We start from the raw sequence: 17,353 nt of genomic DNA, 5'->3' as shown, positions 1-17,353 counted from the left end.
CTCCCGATGTCGCCTGCCGAACGCCTCCGTGCCCGTATAGCCGAGACAGGTCTCGTTCATGTCATGGCTGCTCACAGTCCCCTTTCCGCAATCCTAGCCGAAGAGGCAGGATTCGATGGGCTGTGGGCGTCGGGATTCGAGCTGTCAGCGCTCTATGGCTTGGCTGACATGAGCCTCATTACGATGACGCAGCACCTCGATGTGCTGCGAGCGATGGCAGCCAGAACGAGCCTCCCGATCGTTGCCGATATCGATACAGGCTATGGTAACGCGATTAACGTGGTCTATGCGATCCGCGAATATGAGCGAGCGGGCGCTAGCGCCGTGGTCATCGAGGATAAGACATTTCCGAAGGTCACCAGCCTAGCCGCCGGCGGCCGCCAGGAGCTACTAAGGGTCGAAGAGTTCCAGGGCAAGATTGAGGCTGCAATCGCCACTAGAGGTGATCCGGCCTTTCTAGTCATCGCGCGCACCGAGGCACTCATAGCCGGCTTGGGCCAGTCCGAAGCGTTGCATCGGGCGAACGCCTATCGGGAGGCCGGCGCGGACATGATCCTAATTCACTCCAAAAAGAAGAATCCTTCGGAGATAGAGGGCTTCTCGCGGGCGTGGACCGGGGCGGTGCCACTGGTGATTGTGCCAAATGCCTACCCGGAGCTCGACGCCGCCCGGGTCAAGGCGCTTGGGAACATTCGCATGATGATCTACGGCAATTACGGGATCCGGGCCGCGACTACGGCTATGCAAGAAATTTTCCGCCGGATCATCGCTGATGGTGGCGTGCAGAATGTTCACAAAGACATTCTGCCCGTTGAAGAGATTTTCAGGCTGCAGAAGATGGACGAGGTGAAAGTAGCAGAGACACGGTTTCTCCGCTAACGAGTTCCGGTCAAATGTCAAGGGATGTCGCTTGCTTCGAAGTTCTGAATATCTTGACAAGCTCGTTCCGACCCCGACCTCCCGCCTCGCTCTATCGGCACACTAGGCGAAGGCCGTGTGCATTTCGAGTGCAGCTTCCACTAATATCTGACCGAATGGGGATTTTCTGCATGAAGTCGGGCTAATAAGCATGATCCCGACTGTTGATATCGAATAATTTGATGCAAGAAACACAATGTTTATCACTCGCGTGAAGACAGTCTGACCGTCCCGCAATTCGCTGGAGCAGCAACAGATGGCGACCGAAGATGATGAGGTGCCGCTGAATGCGATTCGTGTGTTTGTGATGATTGCACGCGAAGGGAGTGTGACGCGGGCGGCTAACACGTTGGGCACGACACAAAGCTCGGTCAGTCGCTACTTGTCAGTGCTTCAGAACTATCTCGGTGCGGAGCTCATGCAACGACGCGGCCGGCGAAGCCAGATCACAGAATTCGGAAGATTGTTTGCAAACGCCGTCGCCGAACCGCTCGATAGCGTCTGTTTCACCGCAAAGAGGATGCGGCGCCGTGCTCGGACGGACACCAACCGAATTGTAGTGCGCACGTCGCTCTCAACGTTTGCCTATTCCTTTCTGATACCAAACCTGCAGGCGTTTTCCGCCGAGATGGGTGGGGTGATCGTGGACATCATCAGTTCACTGTCCCCACCGAGGTCATCCGACGATTATGACATTTTGATCACGCGGGATCTGCCCGTTATCGAGCCGGCAGACGATTGGGAGATTTACAGCGAACAACTTGTTTGCGTAGGCTCTCCAAATCAAGTTGATGGAAGGAGCCTCGCGGTCATTCGTAGCACGCCAATCCTCAACATTACCTCTCGGCCCGACATCCTTCCCACTTGGTTGCGGGCAATGAACCTGAGTTCGAACGATATAAAATCAGGGGCGCGGTATGATCACAATTACCTCGCGTTACCTGCGGTGATGACAGGAAAGTGCCTGCTGGTCGCCCCCGAAATCATTGTCAGTGACCTGGTACGTTCGGGAGCTTTGAACGTGATCCCAGGATCCCGAACTCCGAGCGGAATGCAGTACCGAGCGTATGCAGTTGATCGCACCGATAACCCGGAAATCGCGCGGGCGTTCTGTCGATGGCTGGTGCGGCTTTGTAAGAACGCTGCACTTTCAGAAGTTGCCTAGCTACGGACAGAAGGCAAGCAGATCCTGCCATCGTCGAGGAAGTGGGCGAAGTCATCCCAGCGCCCCGAGCATGTAGTTGATCGGCTTCAGGACCTCGGAGGAAGGCGAGAGGGTTCTGCGCTCGGTTAACAACCAAGTGTGCACGTCATCGAGAATCGGCTTTCTCTTTTCCTGGCGCACTGCGATCCGCACGTCGGCGCAGCGGCCGTTGAGGATCGCTAGTTCGTGGGAAGCCGCCTTACGCAGTGAAATAGAATCAAAGTTGTGGGCCTGTCGAGCCTTGCGGTAAAGTCGTCGACATGCGTCGGACACCCGCTTTCGACTAGCCCCGTGAATTCCATGTATTTAAGCACAGGATCTCTTTAGCCTAAGTCCTTACCTGCTGTCGCATTGGTTCGATTGCAACCTCGCTCACCGCCGCGCACTACGTTTTGCAAGCCATGCCGCTCTGCCAAACTGCTTACAAAGAGACGGACTTCGTAACTCCCGCGTCGCGGCTCCTAACCAAGCCACTCCTTCAATACAGCCTTCGTGGAGCAGACCCTCAAAGCAATAATAAATCTCCATTCGGTCGGCTTTGTGCTTTGCAACGATGCGAAGCTCATTGCCCATGGCGGATCCAGCTATAGTGCCGTCAAACACCTCCCCTCGGTAGAAGCCCGCAATGTTATCCCCCTGGTGCGTTAGCGTCATGACATGTTCTTCAACCCGACCAGCGAACTTCACAGTACTCTCCCAAAGTCCCGCGAACACCTCCCTGGGTTTCGGCGCAGCCGCCTCAGAATCGCTTTCGACTTCTGATTGCAACGTTCGAAGTAATATCTCGAGGGATCCAGCAACCAGGCGGGCCTGCTCGTCATCGAGGATGTTGAATGGATCAATTAGGATAATGTTCTCGCTCGAGTAGAAGTCTGGAAGTTGAATCCGGAAGTCATGAAGCATTCGGGCAACGATTTCGTCCGCGCGAATCCGCTGGTCAGCCCAACAAACCTTCAGCCGCGGCGTGAGCGCCGACCAGCTTGAGGGCTGGATTGAAACACGGACCAGATCGGGGGAAAGGTTTGACGCTATCGTCCCCAATAGCCGAAGCCATTTTTGTTCATCTTTCGCACGTAAAGACGGAGTAAGCCAAGCCTCCAACGCAACGACGGCGCCTACCATCTCTTCTTTACCGACCTTCATCGCACGACCAAACGAAAGGTGCGGCGGCCCATTCGCCCACGCCGCCCGCGCCAGTTGTTCAGATCCGATCAGCAAGGCGGTCGACTGTGGGCCGCGCAGATATTTACCGCCTGAGTAGATCGACAATGTTGCGCCCCGGGATAGCCATGGGTCAGGCTTGCCGGGAGACAGTCCAGCTCCATCCACCACAATCGGCAAATGACCAACGCGTTCCCGCATCGCCTCCAAGGACATCTCACTGTCAGCCGTCTCGGCCGCCCCAAGGAAGCAGAGCATGCAAGCCGATTCAGCTAACGTAGCGAGGACTTCGAGATCATCGAACGGAATAAGTTCAGCCCCGACAGTGCCTATGACAGAGTCATAGACAAAGCGATGTGTTCGCGGTATCAGGACGCGTTTCTTCAAACCGCACGATTTTGGCAACCGCGTCATTGCTATCGGTTCGTTGCCAGCGATGCATGCAGCGGTTGCCAGTGCTAGTGCCGCCACGCTGCCGGCCGTCACGACGCCCCACTCCGCTCCGGTGAGCCGCGCAATGTATTTGCCAACTCCTTCGGCGAGTTCATCCACGTCGACGAATGCTTCGCCCGCAGCTCTCATTGCCAACTCCACGATTGGCCTCGGATTGCTGCCACCAAAGCTCGACCTCGTCCCAGCGCAATTGACAATTGGCTGAACACCCAACGCGTCGTAAATCCAACCGCGGCGATGCTTCTCGTTAGACCGAAGCTGATCGCTCAAGGACAGAGGTTGAGGGTTGAACGTCATGACATTTCCTGTCCGGCAGTCCCGATCATGCTAGTCGGGCGTCCATGCCCTCCCGACATTAAACAGACAATCACCAAGGGCTGCTCGCGCCAGAAAACGCCGGCACAAAACGACGCCCCCCGTCCCGAATTTAACCGTAACCGACCTCCGCCAAGGTTCTTGAGTAAAGTGGATGCGTCCCGCCTCCTGACCATCATTGACGGTGTCTCCAAGGCTCACAAGCGGCTCGAACAGGCCGTTTGCAGGCGAGTAGACGAAGTCGTTTGATCGAACGCGATAGAGGAGTTGAATGGAACCAGGACCGGGTGCCTTCGGAGGAGCGGCCAGGGCACCGATATGATGCAAAACGCGCGCAAGACCATCCTCTGCAACGCGTAGCAAATTGCGTGAAACGGTTCCCCCACCGCCCAATTCGGCCGAAAGACAAGCAACGCTCCCCACGCGATCGCAAGCGCCGGTCAAGCTACGGTCTCCACCGGTCGATGCATCGGTTGCGAACCCAACAGGTAAGCCAAACACACGGAGGAGATCTACACTTTGGCGGAACTGTGAGGCGGAGTTCGGAGCGATCATTACGCTAGAAGGGAGGTATTCCAGCGAGCTCCCTCCCGAATGCAAATCACAAACGAGATCGCACCCGGGCAACAGGACCGTTTCAATGAAATGGGCCATCATCATGGTCGGGGTCCCATTCGGATCGCCTGGAAAGCTTCGATTCAAGTTTCCGTCGTCCAGGGGAGAGACTCTTTGACCAGCCTCAACCGCAGGCGCATTCGCCGCAGGTAGAATAATTAAATGGCCCTGAATGTGCTCAGCCTGTAGCGACTGGATCAGCTTTATGAGCACGATTTGACCTTCCCACTCATCGCCATGGCTACCTGCAATCAACAGCACTCGGGGCCCCGATCCATTCTTGACGCTTGCAACCGGCACTGGGATCCATCCGTATGCTGAGGCATTGGTTGAGAACGGCACGCGAAGATAACCGATCGTCTTGCCTTCTTTGTCAAAATCGACTTCCGACCAGATTCTTGACGGTTGCATGGCGTTCCCGAACTCACCTAGAGCGAATTACGGCCGGTGCGCACTGCGGTTGTGAGCTCGGTCCTGTAGGTCACGTTGATGGCGCCAACAGCATCACAGTGGTCCGACAAGACTGACCGTAACTCTTTCATGATGATGTCCTTGCCGTGCGCTGTCAGCGCGATTTTGACTTGGATGGTCGACATGGCGAATGCCTCAAAAGTTTCCGTAGTAAACGTTCTTGGCCACTCCCAGCTGTGGACCATGACATTCGAAAATCGATCGTCTGAGGCAAGCTCGGCCTCAAAGTTGGCCGCCGAATGTGCGCCCCTAGCATCCGCGTAGGTGCCAGTCCGATAGCCGGGAACGAAATTCTCAAGGAATAGCTCGAAGGCCTGGAAGAAGCCTGTCTCATGACAGCGCTTGTTCTGCGCTATTGCGAGGAGACCGTTATCGACCAGGACACGATGCGCTTCTGGATAGAAACGCATCCGGTTGAAGAGCTGCGCGGCGCCAGCGGCTGTTATCACTCCAACCGTTAGATCGCTGAACGGAAGTTGCTCCGCCGGAGATTGGATGAACCGAATTCGCCGGACCGTGTTTGTTGATTCAATTGCCCGTCGGATCATCATCGTACTTGGCTCCAGCCCGCAGACTTCAAACGATCCGTCAAGAGCGTCGGCCAACATCCGCGTGAAGATGCCTGTCCCGCAGCCCACGTCGACGACCAGCCGCGAGGAATGGTGCAAAGACGACGCCCGCTTGGCAATCTCATGAACGGGGCCGATGGGATATCCTGGTCGTTCCTTGTCGTAATGCTCACCAATGGTCTGATAATGCTCCCATCCAACGGATTTTCCGGAACTCTGTATCGACATGAGACATCTCCGGGGATCCATGATTCCACGCCGGCCGCTTTGAGCGCAGATCGTTACGGTCTTGAGCTACGTTCGAAAGCGACCAGAGGCGAGCAGACGGCAAAAGCTAGGGCGTTATGCCCTAAGAATGAGCGCCTGTCCTATAGCTCTCTTGAAGAGGTAATGTGATGGAATGCCCGGCACATGCCGCTCGGCGCCGATCTGCTCGAACCTATGGTGGCGGTAGAACGAGCTGGCCGTTGTTCGTCCAGTGCACCATACCAGAAGCGCCCCACGCCTACGGATTTCGCGTAGACCATGATTTAGCACGGCGCTGGCAAAGCCAAGGCGCCGGAAGTCTTGGGCAGTTGCCATCCCTTGAATTCTCCAGCTGCGTCCTGATGACTGACGATCTTGATTGGTCTCTATGTCTTGGAGAACAAAAGTGGCCACGGATGCTAGGGCCGATCCACAGTAAGCGCCTATGTGGAATACGGCTTTAGCGTTAGGATATGCGGGCACTGGCTTCGGAGGTGCCGGTGCCAATGCAACATCCCGAAGCTCACGGCCCGCTTCTTCGGAAATGAAGCGAACATGCAGATCGGTGTCACCGATCGGGAACTGGGCTATTGCGGCGGCGGACGCTGATTGGTCGCTCATGGCTTAACTCCCGATCCGCTGCGAGCAGCTATCAGAGATTCAATTGCCTTCAACCCACGAACGAGCTCGTGTTGATCCGGCGGTACGCCCAAGCCGATGCGAAATTTGCGATCCCCGCGGGTGCTGCCAACCGCGAATGAATCGCCTCGTCCCACAATCGCTCCAGCATCAAGGGATGCATTGACAAAGGCGTTGAGCTGCCATGCTCCCGGCACATCGATCCAGAGATGATAGTTGAACCCATTTTGAGATATCTGCACGTCGGGCAGAATCGAAGCAGCGAGGGCACGGCGCCTCAAAGTTTCTGCTCGGACCGACCGCAGTACTTCCGACCCGACGCCATTTGCGAGCCAACGCGACGCGATCTCAGCCACCAGCGGTGCGACCATCCAGTTCGTGGTCCGCACTCCAGGCCAAAAAACATCCTTCGCGATATCGGAATTGGGAGCCATGACATACGCTACCCGAAGCTGCGCAGCTAGAGATTTGCTAAGCCCTAGAATGTACCAGCTGCGCTCGGGCGCGTAGAGAGCCAGTGGGGGAGGCGCCTCTTCCGGCAGCACGCCGTATATATCGTCTTCAAAGAGCCAAAGATCATGTCGGCGAGCGACTATCGCAATGTCCTTGCGTCTTGTCTCAGACATCGTTGCAGACGTCGGGTTATGCAGTGTAGGCATGCAGTAGAGCGCCCGAGCATTGTCGCCCAACTCGACACATGCTCTATCGAGACTCGTTGGATCAATCCCCTCACTATCTATTGTCACGCCGCGGAGCTCAATTCCGAACAAGGCCGACAGTGGTTTGATCGCCGGATAGGTCAGCTCTTCGGTTAGAAGGAATCCGCCGGTTCCAACGAACCGGGCCATCAACATCGCCAGGATGCTCTGTGAGCCGTTCGCGAGTACGATACGCTCCAGGTCCGGCTTTTGACCTAGGCGTTGACTAACCCACATTGCTCCCACCTCGCGATCGGTCGCGGTTCCCATGAAGCGCGGAAAGCGAATGGCGTCGGCGATGTTGATACCTCTAAGGTCTGCGAACGTCTCCGTTAACGCGCGTTGGACCACGGGGCTGGGAGGCGGAAAATTACGGCCAAAATCAATCGGCATCGCTTTGGGTGGCGACTGCGGCTGCATAATCTCGCTCACGTCATTCTTGTCGCTCGCCCTAGTCATAATTCTATTGGGCTCCACTGATGCTATTCTTGAGGGACGAATTTTGAGATCATCACCAAAGCAATGGATCCCGCGATTGCGAAGGCAGTGGCGATCGGTACTGCGGCCCCCCGAATAGCCGGAACTCGGATCGAGGTCGTCACATGAAGCAGTGCCAGGATGATAAAGGCGATGGCTACGACGGCCGGAAAGACGTCCTCGGGGAATTGCGGCCTTGTAAGCAGCAGGATCGCAAGGAGTGGCGTATCATACGAAACGGGGATGCCAGCAAACCGCGCATCGGCTGTAAGGCCCACATTTTCGAAATGACTGAGCCTTATGGCACCGGCTAAGGTGAGAAGTATACTCGCCAGGAGCGACAGGATAGTGCCTTGACTGATAAGTATGATGATTACAGCCGGGAACACCACGCCGTGAATGAGGTCAACAAAGCCATCGAAGCTTCGTCCAAATTTTGCAACACCTGGACGGCGAAGATGGATGGTTTTGCGAGCGACGTGCCCGTCCCAATGATCCAGAAACCAGGTCCAGAGCATCGCCGCAACGCCAAGCTCTATGTTGCCGTTCAGGGCTAGGAACAAGGCGATGACGGCAAACAGACAGGCAAGAGCGGTTATGGCATTTGCATAGTCACGCAGATATCCGATCATCGTCTTGCTCTCTGCTGCTAGCGATATGGAAGTTGCGGCGGCAAATGCGCGGCCCATCGGGAGTCGCAAAGCTCGTCCACCAGACTCAGATCATCTTTCTTATCCGTCTCGAGGCGGAGAGTATCGCCGTAATCCGCCTCTAAAAGCCGCAGCGTCGGGTCCCGCCGAGGAGCGCAAGGCCTCCTCTCACCGTCGGCCGTACGATGCCGACTTTCGCCGCTCCAGCATCGGATTCCGTTCACCTCGACCAGGGGTCTTGGAGAGCGGAGGCACTGCCTCGAGTACGTTCCGGCGGCCACGAATAGGGCCCGTTTATCATTGGGCATTTCGAGTTCTCCTTCCGGAGACATTCAAGCCGCTGCTTGCGTAGTCTTCAGGCTGTTCAGGGTCTTGACAACGCGCTTCAGTCCTGACTCCAGCAGGTTTCGTGGAGCGCCGAAGGACAGACGCAGGCCGTTCACATCACCAAAGGTGCCGCCAGCAACGGAGCCCACATCGGTTTCATCCAGAAGCAATCGCGCAATATCTTCGCTTGATCGAATGGGACCATCGGCCGGCAGTGCCGAGATAAGCCTACTCAAATCGAGATAGAAGAAGAATGTACCATCGGCCGGCGGCGGGGTCACATCGTGCAGCCCAGACAGGATACGAAGACCGGTGAGGCGAGCCTCAGACAGACGCTCATGCATACCCCGTTCAAAGCTGCCGTCACCGGCTTGAAGGTGATGCAAGATCGCGTGCTGAGCGATCACGTTGGCGTTGGAGGTCGTGAGGCTCTGCAGTTTCTTGGCCGCGGAAACTATCTCCGGCGGCGCCGCGAAATAGCCTAAGCGCCATCCAGTAATTGCCAGTTCCTTGGAGAAGGCGTTGACCAGAATCGTCCGCGAACGTACGCTGGGATGCGCCGTGACGATGGACTCATGGCGCACACCAGTGAATACGAAGCTGGAGTAGCATTCGTCAGAAATGATCCAGAGCTGTTTGCTGATTGCAAGATCGCCAACAGCTTGAAGGGTCGGCCGATCATACACCGCGCCGGTCGGATTGTTCGGCGAATTGATGATGATGGCCTTCGTACGCGGTGTGACAGTAGCCCAGATCGTGCTGATATCGGGAGTATATGTCGGAGGACGAGCATCAACGAAGACGGGCGTTGCGCCGGCAAGAAGAACTTGGGACGGGAATGTCGGCCAGCAGGGGCGAATGATAATGACTTCATCACCCGGATCGAGCACGGCCAAGGCAGCGTCGAGCAGACCTTGCTTTGCACCCGCAGTGATAGCGATGTTATCCGTCTTCCAGCCGATGCCTGTTTGCGCCGACAGCTTTTCGGCGATGGTCTCCCGAAGCGGTTTCAACCCAATGGAATCCGTATAGCGGCTCGTTCCAGCATTGATCGCCGCAATCGCGCCTTCACGCACGGATGATGGCGGCTCGATCATGACTTCGCCGGCGGCCAAATCGATGATGTGGCGGCCCGCCCCGGCGGCTTCTGCGGCCGCCTCACGGGCCGCGGCGGTGCCAGAACCTGAGAGGTAAGACATCCTTTGCGCCAGCATATGGTTTCCTCCTGAGATGATTATCGACTTTGGAAAGTGATCTAGATCGCACGCCGGCGCTACACAATCTGCTGCAGCAAATCGCCCCACCTTCTCGGCGGAGGATCGCCGCTCATGAGGTTTGAAATGCCATCGAGATGGGCGATCCGTTCGTTCGCTTCCATGAGGAAGGATCAGTGACGGTTGAAGCGGACCTGAGCATGCAAGCGTTGCAGGCCACGCAGTCATCGCAACGATCACTGCCGCCGGCAGAGCGGATTATCATCGAGCTTGCATGCCGAACTCCTTGCGATGGCATCTGCGGGGTGCTGCTTCCGGCAGATATTTGCCGCCTTCCTGTCGCTAATTCAATTACTAGCGCTGGTAGTTGACCGAGGCCTATGGATTGCAACATGATTGACATCTGACTTTCGGCTTACTGGGATGTCGCGACGTCTGACTTGCTCGCAATGCTGCAAATGCCGTCGGAGGCCGATCGACCGAGAGACCTACGTTGCTCAACGCCCCGTACTCGACTTGGGATGAGCGGAGGTCTTCTTCTTTCAAGTTTAGATCGAAATAGCGACCCAGCCGATGGCCCTTTGAACGACACTCCGTTCTCACCCGGCGTGAGCGGTGAGCACAGCAGTGAGGAAGATCACGCCTGAGCACTTTACTCGCCAGGCCGCTGTCTACATTCGTCAGTCGATGGCCGACCACACAAGAGTCGGCGCGGCGAGGACGGACCGCTTGGCCGACCGTGCGCGCCAGCTGGGCTGGAGCGAGATGGTAGTGATCGACGATGATCTCGGTCGCTCTGGTAGCGGCACCGCGCGTCTCGAGTTCGTGAAGCGGCCAGCCGCGATTTGCGAAGGGCCCAGCCGGCGCTGTGGTCTCGATTGAGGGCTCTCCGCTGGCCAGCAACGGTAGAGACTGGCATGCGCTCCTGCAGTCGTTACGCGGTCGTAGGAATGCTGATCGTCAATGAGGCCGTTGCCGCGATCGCCACCGAACATCCCGCGAATCGTCGGGCCACGCATCCCGACGCCGGAAGTCCTTTGCATCCGCAGCCCGGGCGATGGCACCACTCACGTCAGCCGAATTTGTCGCCGGCGCGCGGCTAGGCGCGCCTTCTTAGCCGCCACGCTGGCCGCACTATCGCCGGAGCGCCTTCAACTCCGCTGCTTCAAGCGACGTGGCGCAAGGTCGGCGAACTCGTTGATATCTTCTCCAAAGAAGGATGAGTAACTACTCAAACAACGAGGCGCGGCGGCTGTGAATGTAATACCCTTGGCGCTGAACAGCCGACTTTACCTCGTGGCTGACTTTGCGGCCCCTCGTTCTGCTCTTGCGCCTCTATTGGAGAGTAGAGTGCAGGCATCGGAGAACTCTGCTCGCGACGAGGAAGTCGCGCTTGCGGAGATAGACAAAACATGTCATCTCCGCAGAAATATCGAGTAGAGCAAATGTGCTTGGTAACGGCCGCTTCAGCCTAGTGTCCTAGCGCGCCGGTGGTAGTCTTTAATGCATGCGGGTCAGACTTCACGTCCTGTGACGGGCAGGAAATATCAGGGCAGCCAACTGATCAGCTCAGCTTTCCTTTTGCATGTCGTTCCGACGCCACACCAACGCACCAGTTTCGTGAAGATCATGCTATTCATCATGGTTTGGCTGCGACTGCTCAGGCAGATCGATCCAGAGATCCGGAGCACCATTTAGGAGTGTCTCCTGATCTGGAACGTAGATACTATCGAAGACCCTGAGACCATTAGCCATTGCCGCTCCAACAATTATGAAAGGGAGCTTGACCTGCTCTAAATCTTCAAAGTTATCAACGCCGACAATCCGAACAAACTCGAGTTTAAACCGTCGGAATTTGACCCGAGATGCGGCCGACGCGACCAGATCCTTGACGCTAGACGCTCCTCGGGCGATCTCTTCTCTTGAATAGTTGAGTGACGTGGAGAGACGCGACAGCTCATCAAGCTCCGAGCGGCTAAATCGCCTCAAGCGCGATGAAACCGGAACTCCGTTCTTGTATCTAACGGTCGGCACAAACCTTATCTCGCAATCGAGAAGGAGGTCTGCCACAGCGCGCTTCACGAGGATCGCTTGACCGATATCTTTCAGGCCGAAGTAGCTGCGAGTTGGCCGCGCATAGCAGATCCAGCGGATTGCCCCAGTAACGGCTTCCTTCAAATACGCCTCAGCCCCCCCTAGACGCAAATGACAGTCACCTTGCGATACAAACGTTCGATAGCCAGTCGGGAACATTTCGTTGTCGTTCGAGGAAATCACGGCAGTTGCTCCTGAACGTAGGGCAAGCCCAATATCATCGTCCAAATTGAAATCGTAGCTCCCACCTGGTCTAAGCTGGATCTTGTTCGGGTACACTGTGACAATCGCGACATCATTCTCCAATGCCGCTCTTCTGATCAGTTCTGCATGCCCAGGATGCAGGGCGCCGAGCGTATGCACCGTCCCAATAGTCTGACCTGTTCTTGCGACCTCCCGGATGAACGCCTTGCCTGCGGAAAGACCAGCCAGATGCATTTTCCTACTCCAGTTTTTTGAACGCCAACAAGAATGGAGCGCTCGGATCGCCCAAACGTGCGCCACCCGGCCTCTCGCGGGGCCGCGCGTGCCAACGAGCTCCAAAGAGCTTCAACGTCGACCACCGCACGAAACCTGTTCTAAGCCCACGGGCACTGTAGTCCCTTCTACTTTGCGGTTTTCGAAGCAGTCAGGTTGAGCCTTCTCGGCCACGTTTGATCAACGATGAGAATTCAGCCAGATAGGTTGATGGCTCGCGCGGCTCATCCCCCTCCAGAGCTGCGGGCAGTCCCCGACAACGGTCGACAAAAAACGGTGGCTCGAAAGTGGTTATCTTAGCGCCCGAAAAGTCGACCTTTACGAAGCTGGCCTGGAACGGCGATATCCCACTCAGGTTGGCATCGCGCAGGGACGACTGGTTCATGCGAACGTATGCGGCCCGCGTTGCCTCTAGGTTGCTGTCGGTCATATCCGCGGCGAGATATGCCTGAACGAGATTTGATCCCTCGAGATTTGCGCGATTTAATGCCATTGATTGCGGCGGATCACCGGTGATCATCGACCTGTAGAGATAGGCCTGGGATAAGTCCGCATGTTCGAGATCGCAGTCGCGCACAAAGGCGCAACGGCCACGAAAACCGGTGAATTTGGCGGCTCGCATTGTGCTCTCTCTTATCGAAATGCTTTCGCCTGATGCCCGAGAAAGGTCCGCTCCGTCCAGCTGACAGGAATGAATAGATGCACCGTTCAACACAGCACCGGCGAGGTTCGCGTCGGAAAGGCCTACGGACAGAAGCCGCGCCTCGGTCAAGTCTGCCTGCTCCAGCTCAGCCCTGGCAAGATTTGACAGGTGAAGATCAGCAAATGGGGCGCTCAGCGTTCTCGCCCGAATCCGCCCGCTCACCTTTGAAAGTCTCAGGTAAGGAAGATGAGCGCCTTCCAAGACAAGACCATCGATGGAGGTGGAACGCACGATCGACAAACAGTCCCCCTTTGACTGGAGAAACGAGCAATTCGCCAGATGCGCCTTCGTGATGGTGACTTGGTTTAGCTTGGCAAGGCGGAAGGAAGCGGAAGGAAGGAAGCATTCATTGATGGTTGAACCCTGTAATTCCGCGCCATCAAATACAGCATCACTCGCGTCGCACTGATAAACGAGGAGCCCGCTGAGCATTGCGTTGTCAAAGCGTGTTCTTTTCATGCTGCAACCGTGAAACAGGCTGCCGGTTGCATCAATTACATTGCGCAGACTGGCATCATCGAAGTTGCAGACTTGCGCTGCTATCGCATGCATATAGGCGAAATCGAGCTTGGCCCCGAGGAAACTCGCGCGCTCGAGCCCGGGACAGATAAGGTTCGCCTCAGAAAGATCTGCTCGATCCAACTTTGTTCCGTAGAGCTGCGCACGATTGAGGGTGCAGCGCCGCAAAGGGAAATCTGACAGGTCGTGACCACTAAAGTTCTCGGAGGATAGCTGCAAACCAATCCCGGTCCTTCTGATCGCCTCCTCGGTTCGCCTCCCAACGGCAGCAACGGCCAGCAGCCGGTCGGCAGCTCGGCTCCAGTACCGAACGAACTCGCCATCTGATGAAAGCTTGTTTTTCGGATCTGAGCAGTGCTCTGCACCTTCGTTCACAGTGCACCCGCTATCAGCGCCGATCCCTTGCGACATGTCGAGAGTTCCGTACTGCCAGGATTACGAGGGGCCTGCTATTGACTTTCTTTGTGCTTGGCCTGGACGCAGCCTGTGCGCTTTTTGGCGAACTCGCCTGCGAATTGGTGACGCGGCGCGGACGAGACTCCTATTATGTCGGTGTCTCCCGCGGTCGATGCTTGACCCCGTCGGCCGAATTCTTTGTCATGCGCTCCACAGCCACTCGATGCAATTGTCCATCAAACCCGCCAACCCTGATAACGCACGGTCGTTTGACAGCGCCCTTATGGCCGAAAGTGCGATTTAATTCATCAGCTCTTGGGAACTCCACATCAGTCTCGATCCACCCGAATGTGCAGATTCTAGGTCTTGCTTTCTTTTCGGAATGGAGCCGCGGCTTGCGGGCGGAAAGATGATCCTGCATCTAGGGCTGCACTCGACCTGGTCTTACCTCATCGGCAGCAACAACCGTGCCAGCCGCATTAGTCGGAATTGTCGAGCCAAATAGGCGGCATAATATCGAAATTGACGCAGAATGTTCTGAATCTGACAAACACGGTCTTGCCGTCAGGACTCGCATTATGATCGCTAGGGCATCGCGAAGGCAAAAGCTCCAAGTTCGTTTGCAGGAGGGCAAAAGCCGCAGTCTTCGCCTGCACGCAATCCATAACGTACAATTCGACACGTGCCGATCGCCCGCCTCATGGTTAGCGAAGCGCGCGCTCGGCTAGGCCTGGTCCGCGCGCCGGCTGGCCCATCTATGAGAGCCCGTGCTGCCTCGATCGAAGTCGCAGGCCCCTGGCTTTGCCTACGACTGACACCCGTCACGCCACCCCGTGCCCGGTCAGAGTGCAATGGCTGCGGCCTGACCCAGCTGTTAGGATCGCAGCAGCATCTTGAATAGCATTTCAAAGACATTCATTGCCAACTGATGCAGCCGGCCCTGGCAGGCTACTCCCATGCAGCCAAGCTCACCGGTAGCTGAGCTTCCGCCGGGCTGCTTCTCCAGGACCTTTCATACGGTGCCGCCGTGAAACGGACAGCGAGGTGGCCCATCCACCAAACCCCGCTCAGCAATGAACAACAGGTTCGCCGGCACAGTCGCAGTGGCCACGCGTTTTCTTCAAGCAGTGAGCCTGGTCAGCTGTTCGACAGCTAAGCCTTCTAGCGTAGCAACATCTCTACCCGGACAGGAGGCCACCACGATGGCTCAAAATCTGGAAGCTAAGAATGACCTGGATTGCCGGTCAGTCCCACCCGTACGCCTCACGACCCGTTCGAGAACAAGACCGACCTGGTACGTTTTAGAGACGCTGCCCGCGTCTTGGTCATCATCCTGATCTGCTCAACTTTGTACGATGATATTGAAGGCTAAAAAAAGGAGAACGGAGTGGATCCATTTGACAGCGTCAACCCATCCGAGGCTGGGCTGCACTACCTCGAGCCGCAACAGGAGGAGGCAGCGCAAGCAGACTTTGAGCATCGGCTTGGAGAGTCTCAGCCAACCCTCGCGGCATCAGCTTCACCGGGGTCCGGATCGAACCGGACGGTAACGGATGGCAATAAGAGAGCGCAAGATATCCCGGAGAATGAACGGTGCGCGGCTGCATCCTTTGTGAGAGCGCGCGCTCAGCTTGCCGCAACGCTGACCTGCGCGAACATTGCGGAACTACGAGAAGAAATCGAACTCGCTGCGCAAAGACCAGCACAATGGTCAACAGCGATTGGATCGCCAGCCTGTCGCGTCGATATTAGCCGCGTTTACGACGACGTGGTGGCATCGTCATACGTGGAGCTGCAGCGCTTTCAAAACCACGCCAGCCACTGCAAGCCACAAGCGTTGGACCGTCAAAGCGCGATGGACCATTTGCGTTCCATGGCGGCTTTACGTTATGACGAGGCCCCCTGGAATATCTGGGGAGGCCAACGACTTGATCTGGGTCGCGCAGCGGCAGAGCACATGAGGGGTGATACCAGTTCTTCGCCTTTTGTCTCACTGTCCGAGCAGGCCTCACAACTGCTCCTTTCACCGGACGATGACAACGAGTTTGGCGCCAAAGTCATAGCGGAAAACGCGAACGAGTTGCACACCTACGCTGTGCCGAAGGTCACAACTTGGACGGCCGAGGAGATTGTCAGTATTCTCGAGGACGGGACTGAGGATGATGACCCCAATCGGGCATGGGTGTGTGATACCCCCACTGAGGAGCGTGAGGTACTGTTTCTGGGCGGGAATCTGGATGACTATCGGATTGCTAGCGCGCCAAATCCATACAGAAAGTCAGGAGCAAGAGGCTGATGGCTCAGGCTCGGAAAGCGTGATTTGCCCCTTTCCGATGCTCGGAGCAGTCGAAAGCAGCGTTCGCGCTAAAACACTCCGGTCCGGCTGGCCGCCGTGGAGGAGCTGAGAGTCATCAACGCGGGCCTGCGGCCGGATCAGATGATGCTCTCACAAGGACCGCAGGCAGCGTGCGGACGTAGCGGGATCGCCTGGAGCGTTCAACCGACAGGCCGTAGCTCCACCCCATACGACGATTGCCTGAGCCGCCGATCTTCCAACGCCTGAGATCAAATGGAGATCGGCGGCCTCATGAGACCTGAGCAGCAAGTTCAGGCAGCTTGATCCTTCCCCGACGAAAGGACGGCCAGAAACACTCTGACGGTGCTAACGATCACGCCCTGCGAAGGTGTCGACATCATTTAAAGGATCGAGCCTTCGAAGCGCCACCCACGCTCTGTGATCTTCGTTACCAGACGAACTTTGCGCCATCCGGTATTTCGCAGATGAATTCGACTTGGTTCACGAGTTCGGTGGTCCCGACGACAAGTTTCGAGGCTCGCACCGTCAGCTTGCCTTCGCGGCTAAGGCTATGGCGGATGTACTCGGTCACGGCATGTCCGGAGCTGTCGACCGTTTGATGAGCATTGGCGAAGCTGATGCCATTCTGGCCGGTCACCCTGAAGGCATTGATGACCAGACCGGCGTACGTCCCCGACGCAGGCTTGCCACCCTCCGCATTGGTACAGCGGCTCATGTCCAGTATGAGCTTCACGTTCTTCCCCGCCTGGAGGGCACTGAGCACCTCGGTGTATTTCGGCGAGGGCTCGTCGGCTCTCGCCGGCGCGCTCACGCTCGCCGCCGAAAGCAAGGACAACAGGATCGTTAGTTCTCGGCCATTAAGCTTCATATGATCTTCTCCCTCGATGAGT

The 17,353-nt window shown here is 56.7% G+C and carries 13 protein-coding genes and 1 pseudogene; 3 read left to right on the top strand and 11 right to left on the bottom strand.

Going from position 1 to position 17,353, the window contains the following annotated elements; genetic code table 11:
• Nucleotides 1-6: 6 nt before the first annotated feature.
• Nucleotides 7-879 (top strand): isocitrate lyase/phosphoenolpyruvate mutase family protein, encoded by an 873-nt coding sequence (locus tag XH80_RS20420; protein WP_271600117.1) that lies wholly within the window; start codon nt 7-9, stop codon nt 877-879.
• A gap of 295 nt (nt 880-1,174) precedes the next feature.
• A complete protein-coding gene (locus XH80_RS20415) occupies nt 1,175-2,083 on the top strand; it encodes a LysR family transcriptional regulator (protein WP_271600116.1) in 909 nt (302 codons plus the stop codon).
• 14 nt (nt 2,084-2,097) lie between these two features.
• On the opposite strand, the pseudogene XH80_RS20410 reads toward XH80_RS20415, so the two are convergent.
• The 10 genes and pseudogenes from XH80_RS20410 to XH80_RS20370 form a co-directional block, all read right to left on the bottom strand.
• Nucleotides 2,098-2,275 (bottom strand): annotated as a pseudogene (locus tag XH80_RS20410) (IS66 family transposase); the annotation flags it as partial.
• A gap of 219 nt (nt 2,276-2,494) precedes the next feature.
• Nucleotides 2,495-4,033, bottom strand: coding sequence for a hypothetical protein (locus tag XH80_RS20405; protein WP_271600115.1), 1,539 nt, complete (start codon nt 4,031-4,033; stop codon nt 2,495-2,497).
• A gap of 30 nt (nt 4,034-4,063) precedes the next feature.
• Nucleotides 4,064-5,077, bottom strand: coding sequence for a succinylglutamate desuccinylase/aspartoacylase family protein (locus XH80_RS20400; RefSeq protein ID WP_271600114.1), 1,014 nt, complete (start codon nt 5,075-5,077; stop codon nt 4,064-4,066).
• Between the two features lie 17 nt (nt 5,078-5,094).
• Entirely contained in the window at nt 5,095-5,934 is an 840-nt protein-coding gene (locus XH80_RS20395) for a class I SAM-dependent methyltransferase (protein WP_271600113.1), read from the bottom strand.
• Between the two features lie 114 nt (nt 5,935-6,048).
• Nucleotides 6,049-6,573 (bottom strand): GNAT family N-acetyltransferase, encoded by a 525-nt coding sequence (locus tag XH80_RS44055; RefSeq protein ID WP_442869160.1) that lies wholly within the window; start codon nt 6,571-6,573, stop codon nt 6,049-6,051.
• On the bottom strand, nt 6,570-7,721 hold the full coding sequence (locus tag XH80_RS20390) for an aminotransferase-like domain-containing protein (RefSeq protein ID WP_271600112.1): 1,152 nt from the start codon (nt 7,719-7,721) through the stop codon (nt 6,570-6,572). Before XH80_RS20390 ends, XH80_RS44055 begins: the two co-directional genes overlap by 4 nt.
• A gap of 50 nt (nt 7,722-7,771) precedes the next feature.
• A complete protein-coding gene (locus XH80_RS20385; RefSeq protein ID WP_271600111.1) occupies nt 7,772-8,398 on the bottom strand; it encodes a CDP-alcohol phosphatidyltransferase family protein in 627 nt (208 codons plus the stop codon).
• 350 nt (nt 8,399-8,748) lie between these two features.
• Nucleotides 8,749-9,957, bottom strand: coding sequence for a pyridoxal phosphate-dependent aminotransferase (locus tag XH80_RS20380; RefSeq protein ID WP_271600110.1), 1,209 nt, complete (start codon nt 9,955-9,957; stop codon nt 8,749-8,751).
• A 1,632-nt stretch (nt 9,958-11,589) separates the two neighbouring features.
• Nucleotides 11,590-12,489, bottom strand: a complete 900-nt coding sequence (locus XH80_RS20375; RefSeq protein WP_271600109.1) for a pantoate--beta-alanine ligase — start codon at nt 12,487-12,489, stop codon at nt 11,590-11,592.
• A 190-nt stretch (nt 12,490-12,679) separates the two neighbouring features.
• Nucleotides 12,680-14,161 carry a pentapeptide repeat-containing protein gene (locus XH80_RS20370; RefSeq protein ID WP_271600108.1) on the bottom strand — a complete coding sequence of 494 codons (1,482 nt, stop codon included), beginning with the start codon at nt 14,159-14,161 and terminating at the stop codon, nt 12,680-12,682.
• A 1,372-nt stretch (nt 14,162-15,533) separates the two neighbouring features.
• Here XH80_RS20370 and XH80_RS20365 point away from each other — a divergent pair.
• On the top strand, nt 15,534-16,442 hold the full coding sequence (locus tag XH80_RS20365) for a hypothetical protein (RefSeq protein WP_271600107.1): 909 nt from the start codon (nt 15,534-15,536) through the stop codon (nt 16,440-16,442).
• A 448-nt stretch (nt 16,443-16,890) separates the two neighbouring features.
• Here XH80_RS20365 and XH80_RS20360 read toward each other — a convergent pair whose 3' ends face one another.
• A complete protein-coding gene (locus XH80_RS20360; RefSeq protein ID WP_271600106.1) occupies nt 16,891-17,331 on the bottom strand; it encodes a VirK family protein in 441 nt (146 codons plus the stop codon).
• Between the last annotated feature and the right edge of the window lie 22 nt (nt 17,332-17,353).

Origin of the sequence: Bradyrhizobium sp. CCBAU 45384 (assembly GCF_028128665.1) — a bacterium.
GTDB classification, from domain to species: domain Bacteria; phylum Pseudomonadota; class Alphaproteobacteria; order Rhizobiales; family Xanthobacteraceae; genus Bradyrhizobium; species Bradyrhizobium manausense.
Note: the sequence above shows the minus strand (reverse complement) of the source record. Positions and strands in the feature narration are given on the sequence as shown.

Excerpts from the sequence above, each read along its gene's own strand:
- XH80_RS20395 (WP_271600113.1), bottom strand. The coding sequence starts at position 5,934 with ATGTCGATACAGAGTTCCGGAAAATCCGTTGGATGGGAGCATTATCAG.
- XH80_RS20375 (WP_271600109.1), bottom strand. The coding sequence starts at position 12,489 with ATGCATCTGGCTGGTCTTTCCGCAGGCAAGGCGTTCATCCGGGAGGTC.
- XH80_RS20400 (WP_271600114.1), bottom strand. The coding sequence starts at position 5,077 with ATGCAACCGTCAAGAATCTGGTCGGAAGTCGATTTTGACAAAGAAGGC.
- XH80_RS20380 (WP_271600110.1), bottom strand. The coding sequence starts at position 9,957 with ATGCTGGCGCAAAGGATGTCTTACCTCTCAGGTTCTGGCACCGCCGCG.
- XH80_RS20420 (WP_271600117.1), top strand. The coding sequence starts at position 7 with ATGTCGCCTGCCGAACGCCTCCGTGCCCGTATAGCCGAGACAGGTCTC.
- XH80_RS20360 (WP_271600106.1), bottom strand. The coding sequence starts at position 17,331 with ATGAAGCTTAATGGCCGAGAACTAACGATCCTGTTGTCCTTGCTTTCG.
- XH80_RS20370 (WP_271600108.1), bottom strand. The coding sequence starts at position 14,161 with ATGTCGCAAGGGATCGGCGCTGATAGCGGGTGCACTGTGAACGAAGGT.
- XH80_RS44055 (WP_442869160.1), bottom strand. The coding sequence starts at position 6,573 with ATGAGCGACCAATCAGCGTCCGCCGCCGCAATAGCCCAGTTCCCGATC.
- XH80_RS20415 (WP_271600116.1), top strand. The coding sequence starts at position 1,175 with ATGGCGACCGAAGATGATGAGGTGCCGCTGAATGCGATTCGTGTGTTT.
- XH80_RS20385 (WP_271600111.1), bottom strand. The coding sequence starts at position 8,398 with ATGATCGGATATCTGCGTGACTATGCAAATGCCATAACCGCTCTTGCC.
- XH80_RS20405 (WP_271600115.1), bottom strand. The coding sequence starts at position 4,033 with ATGACGTTCAACCCTCAACCTCTGTCCTTGAGCGATCAGCTTCGGTCT.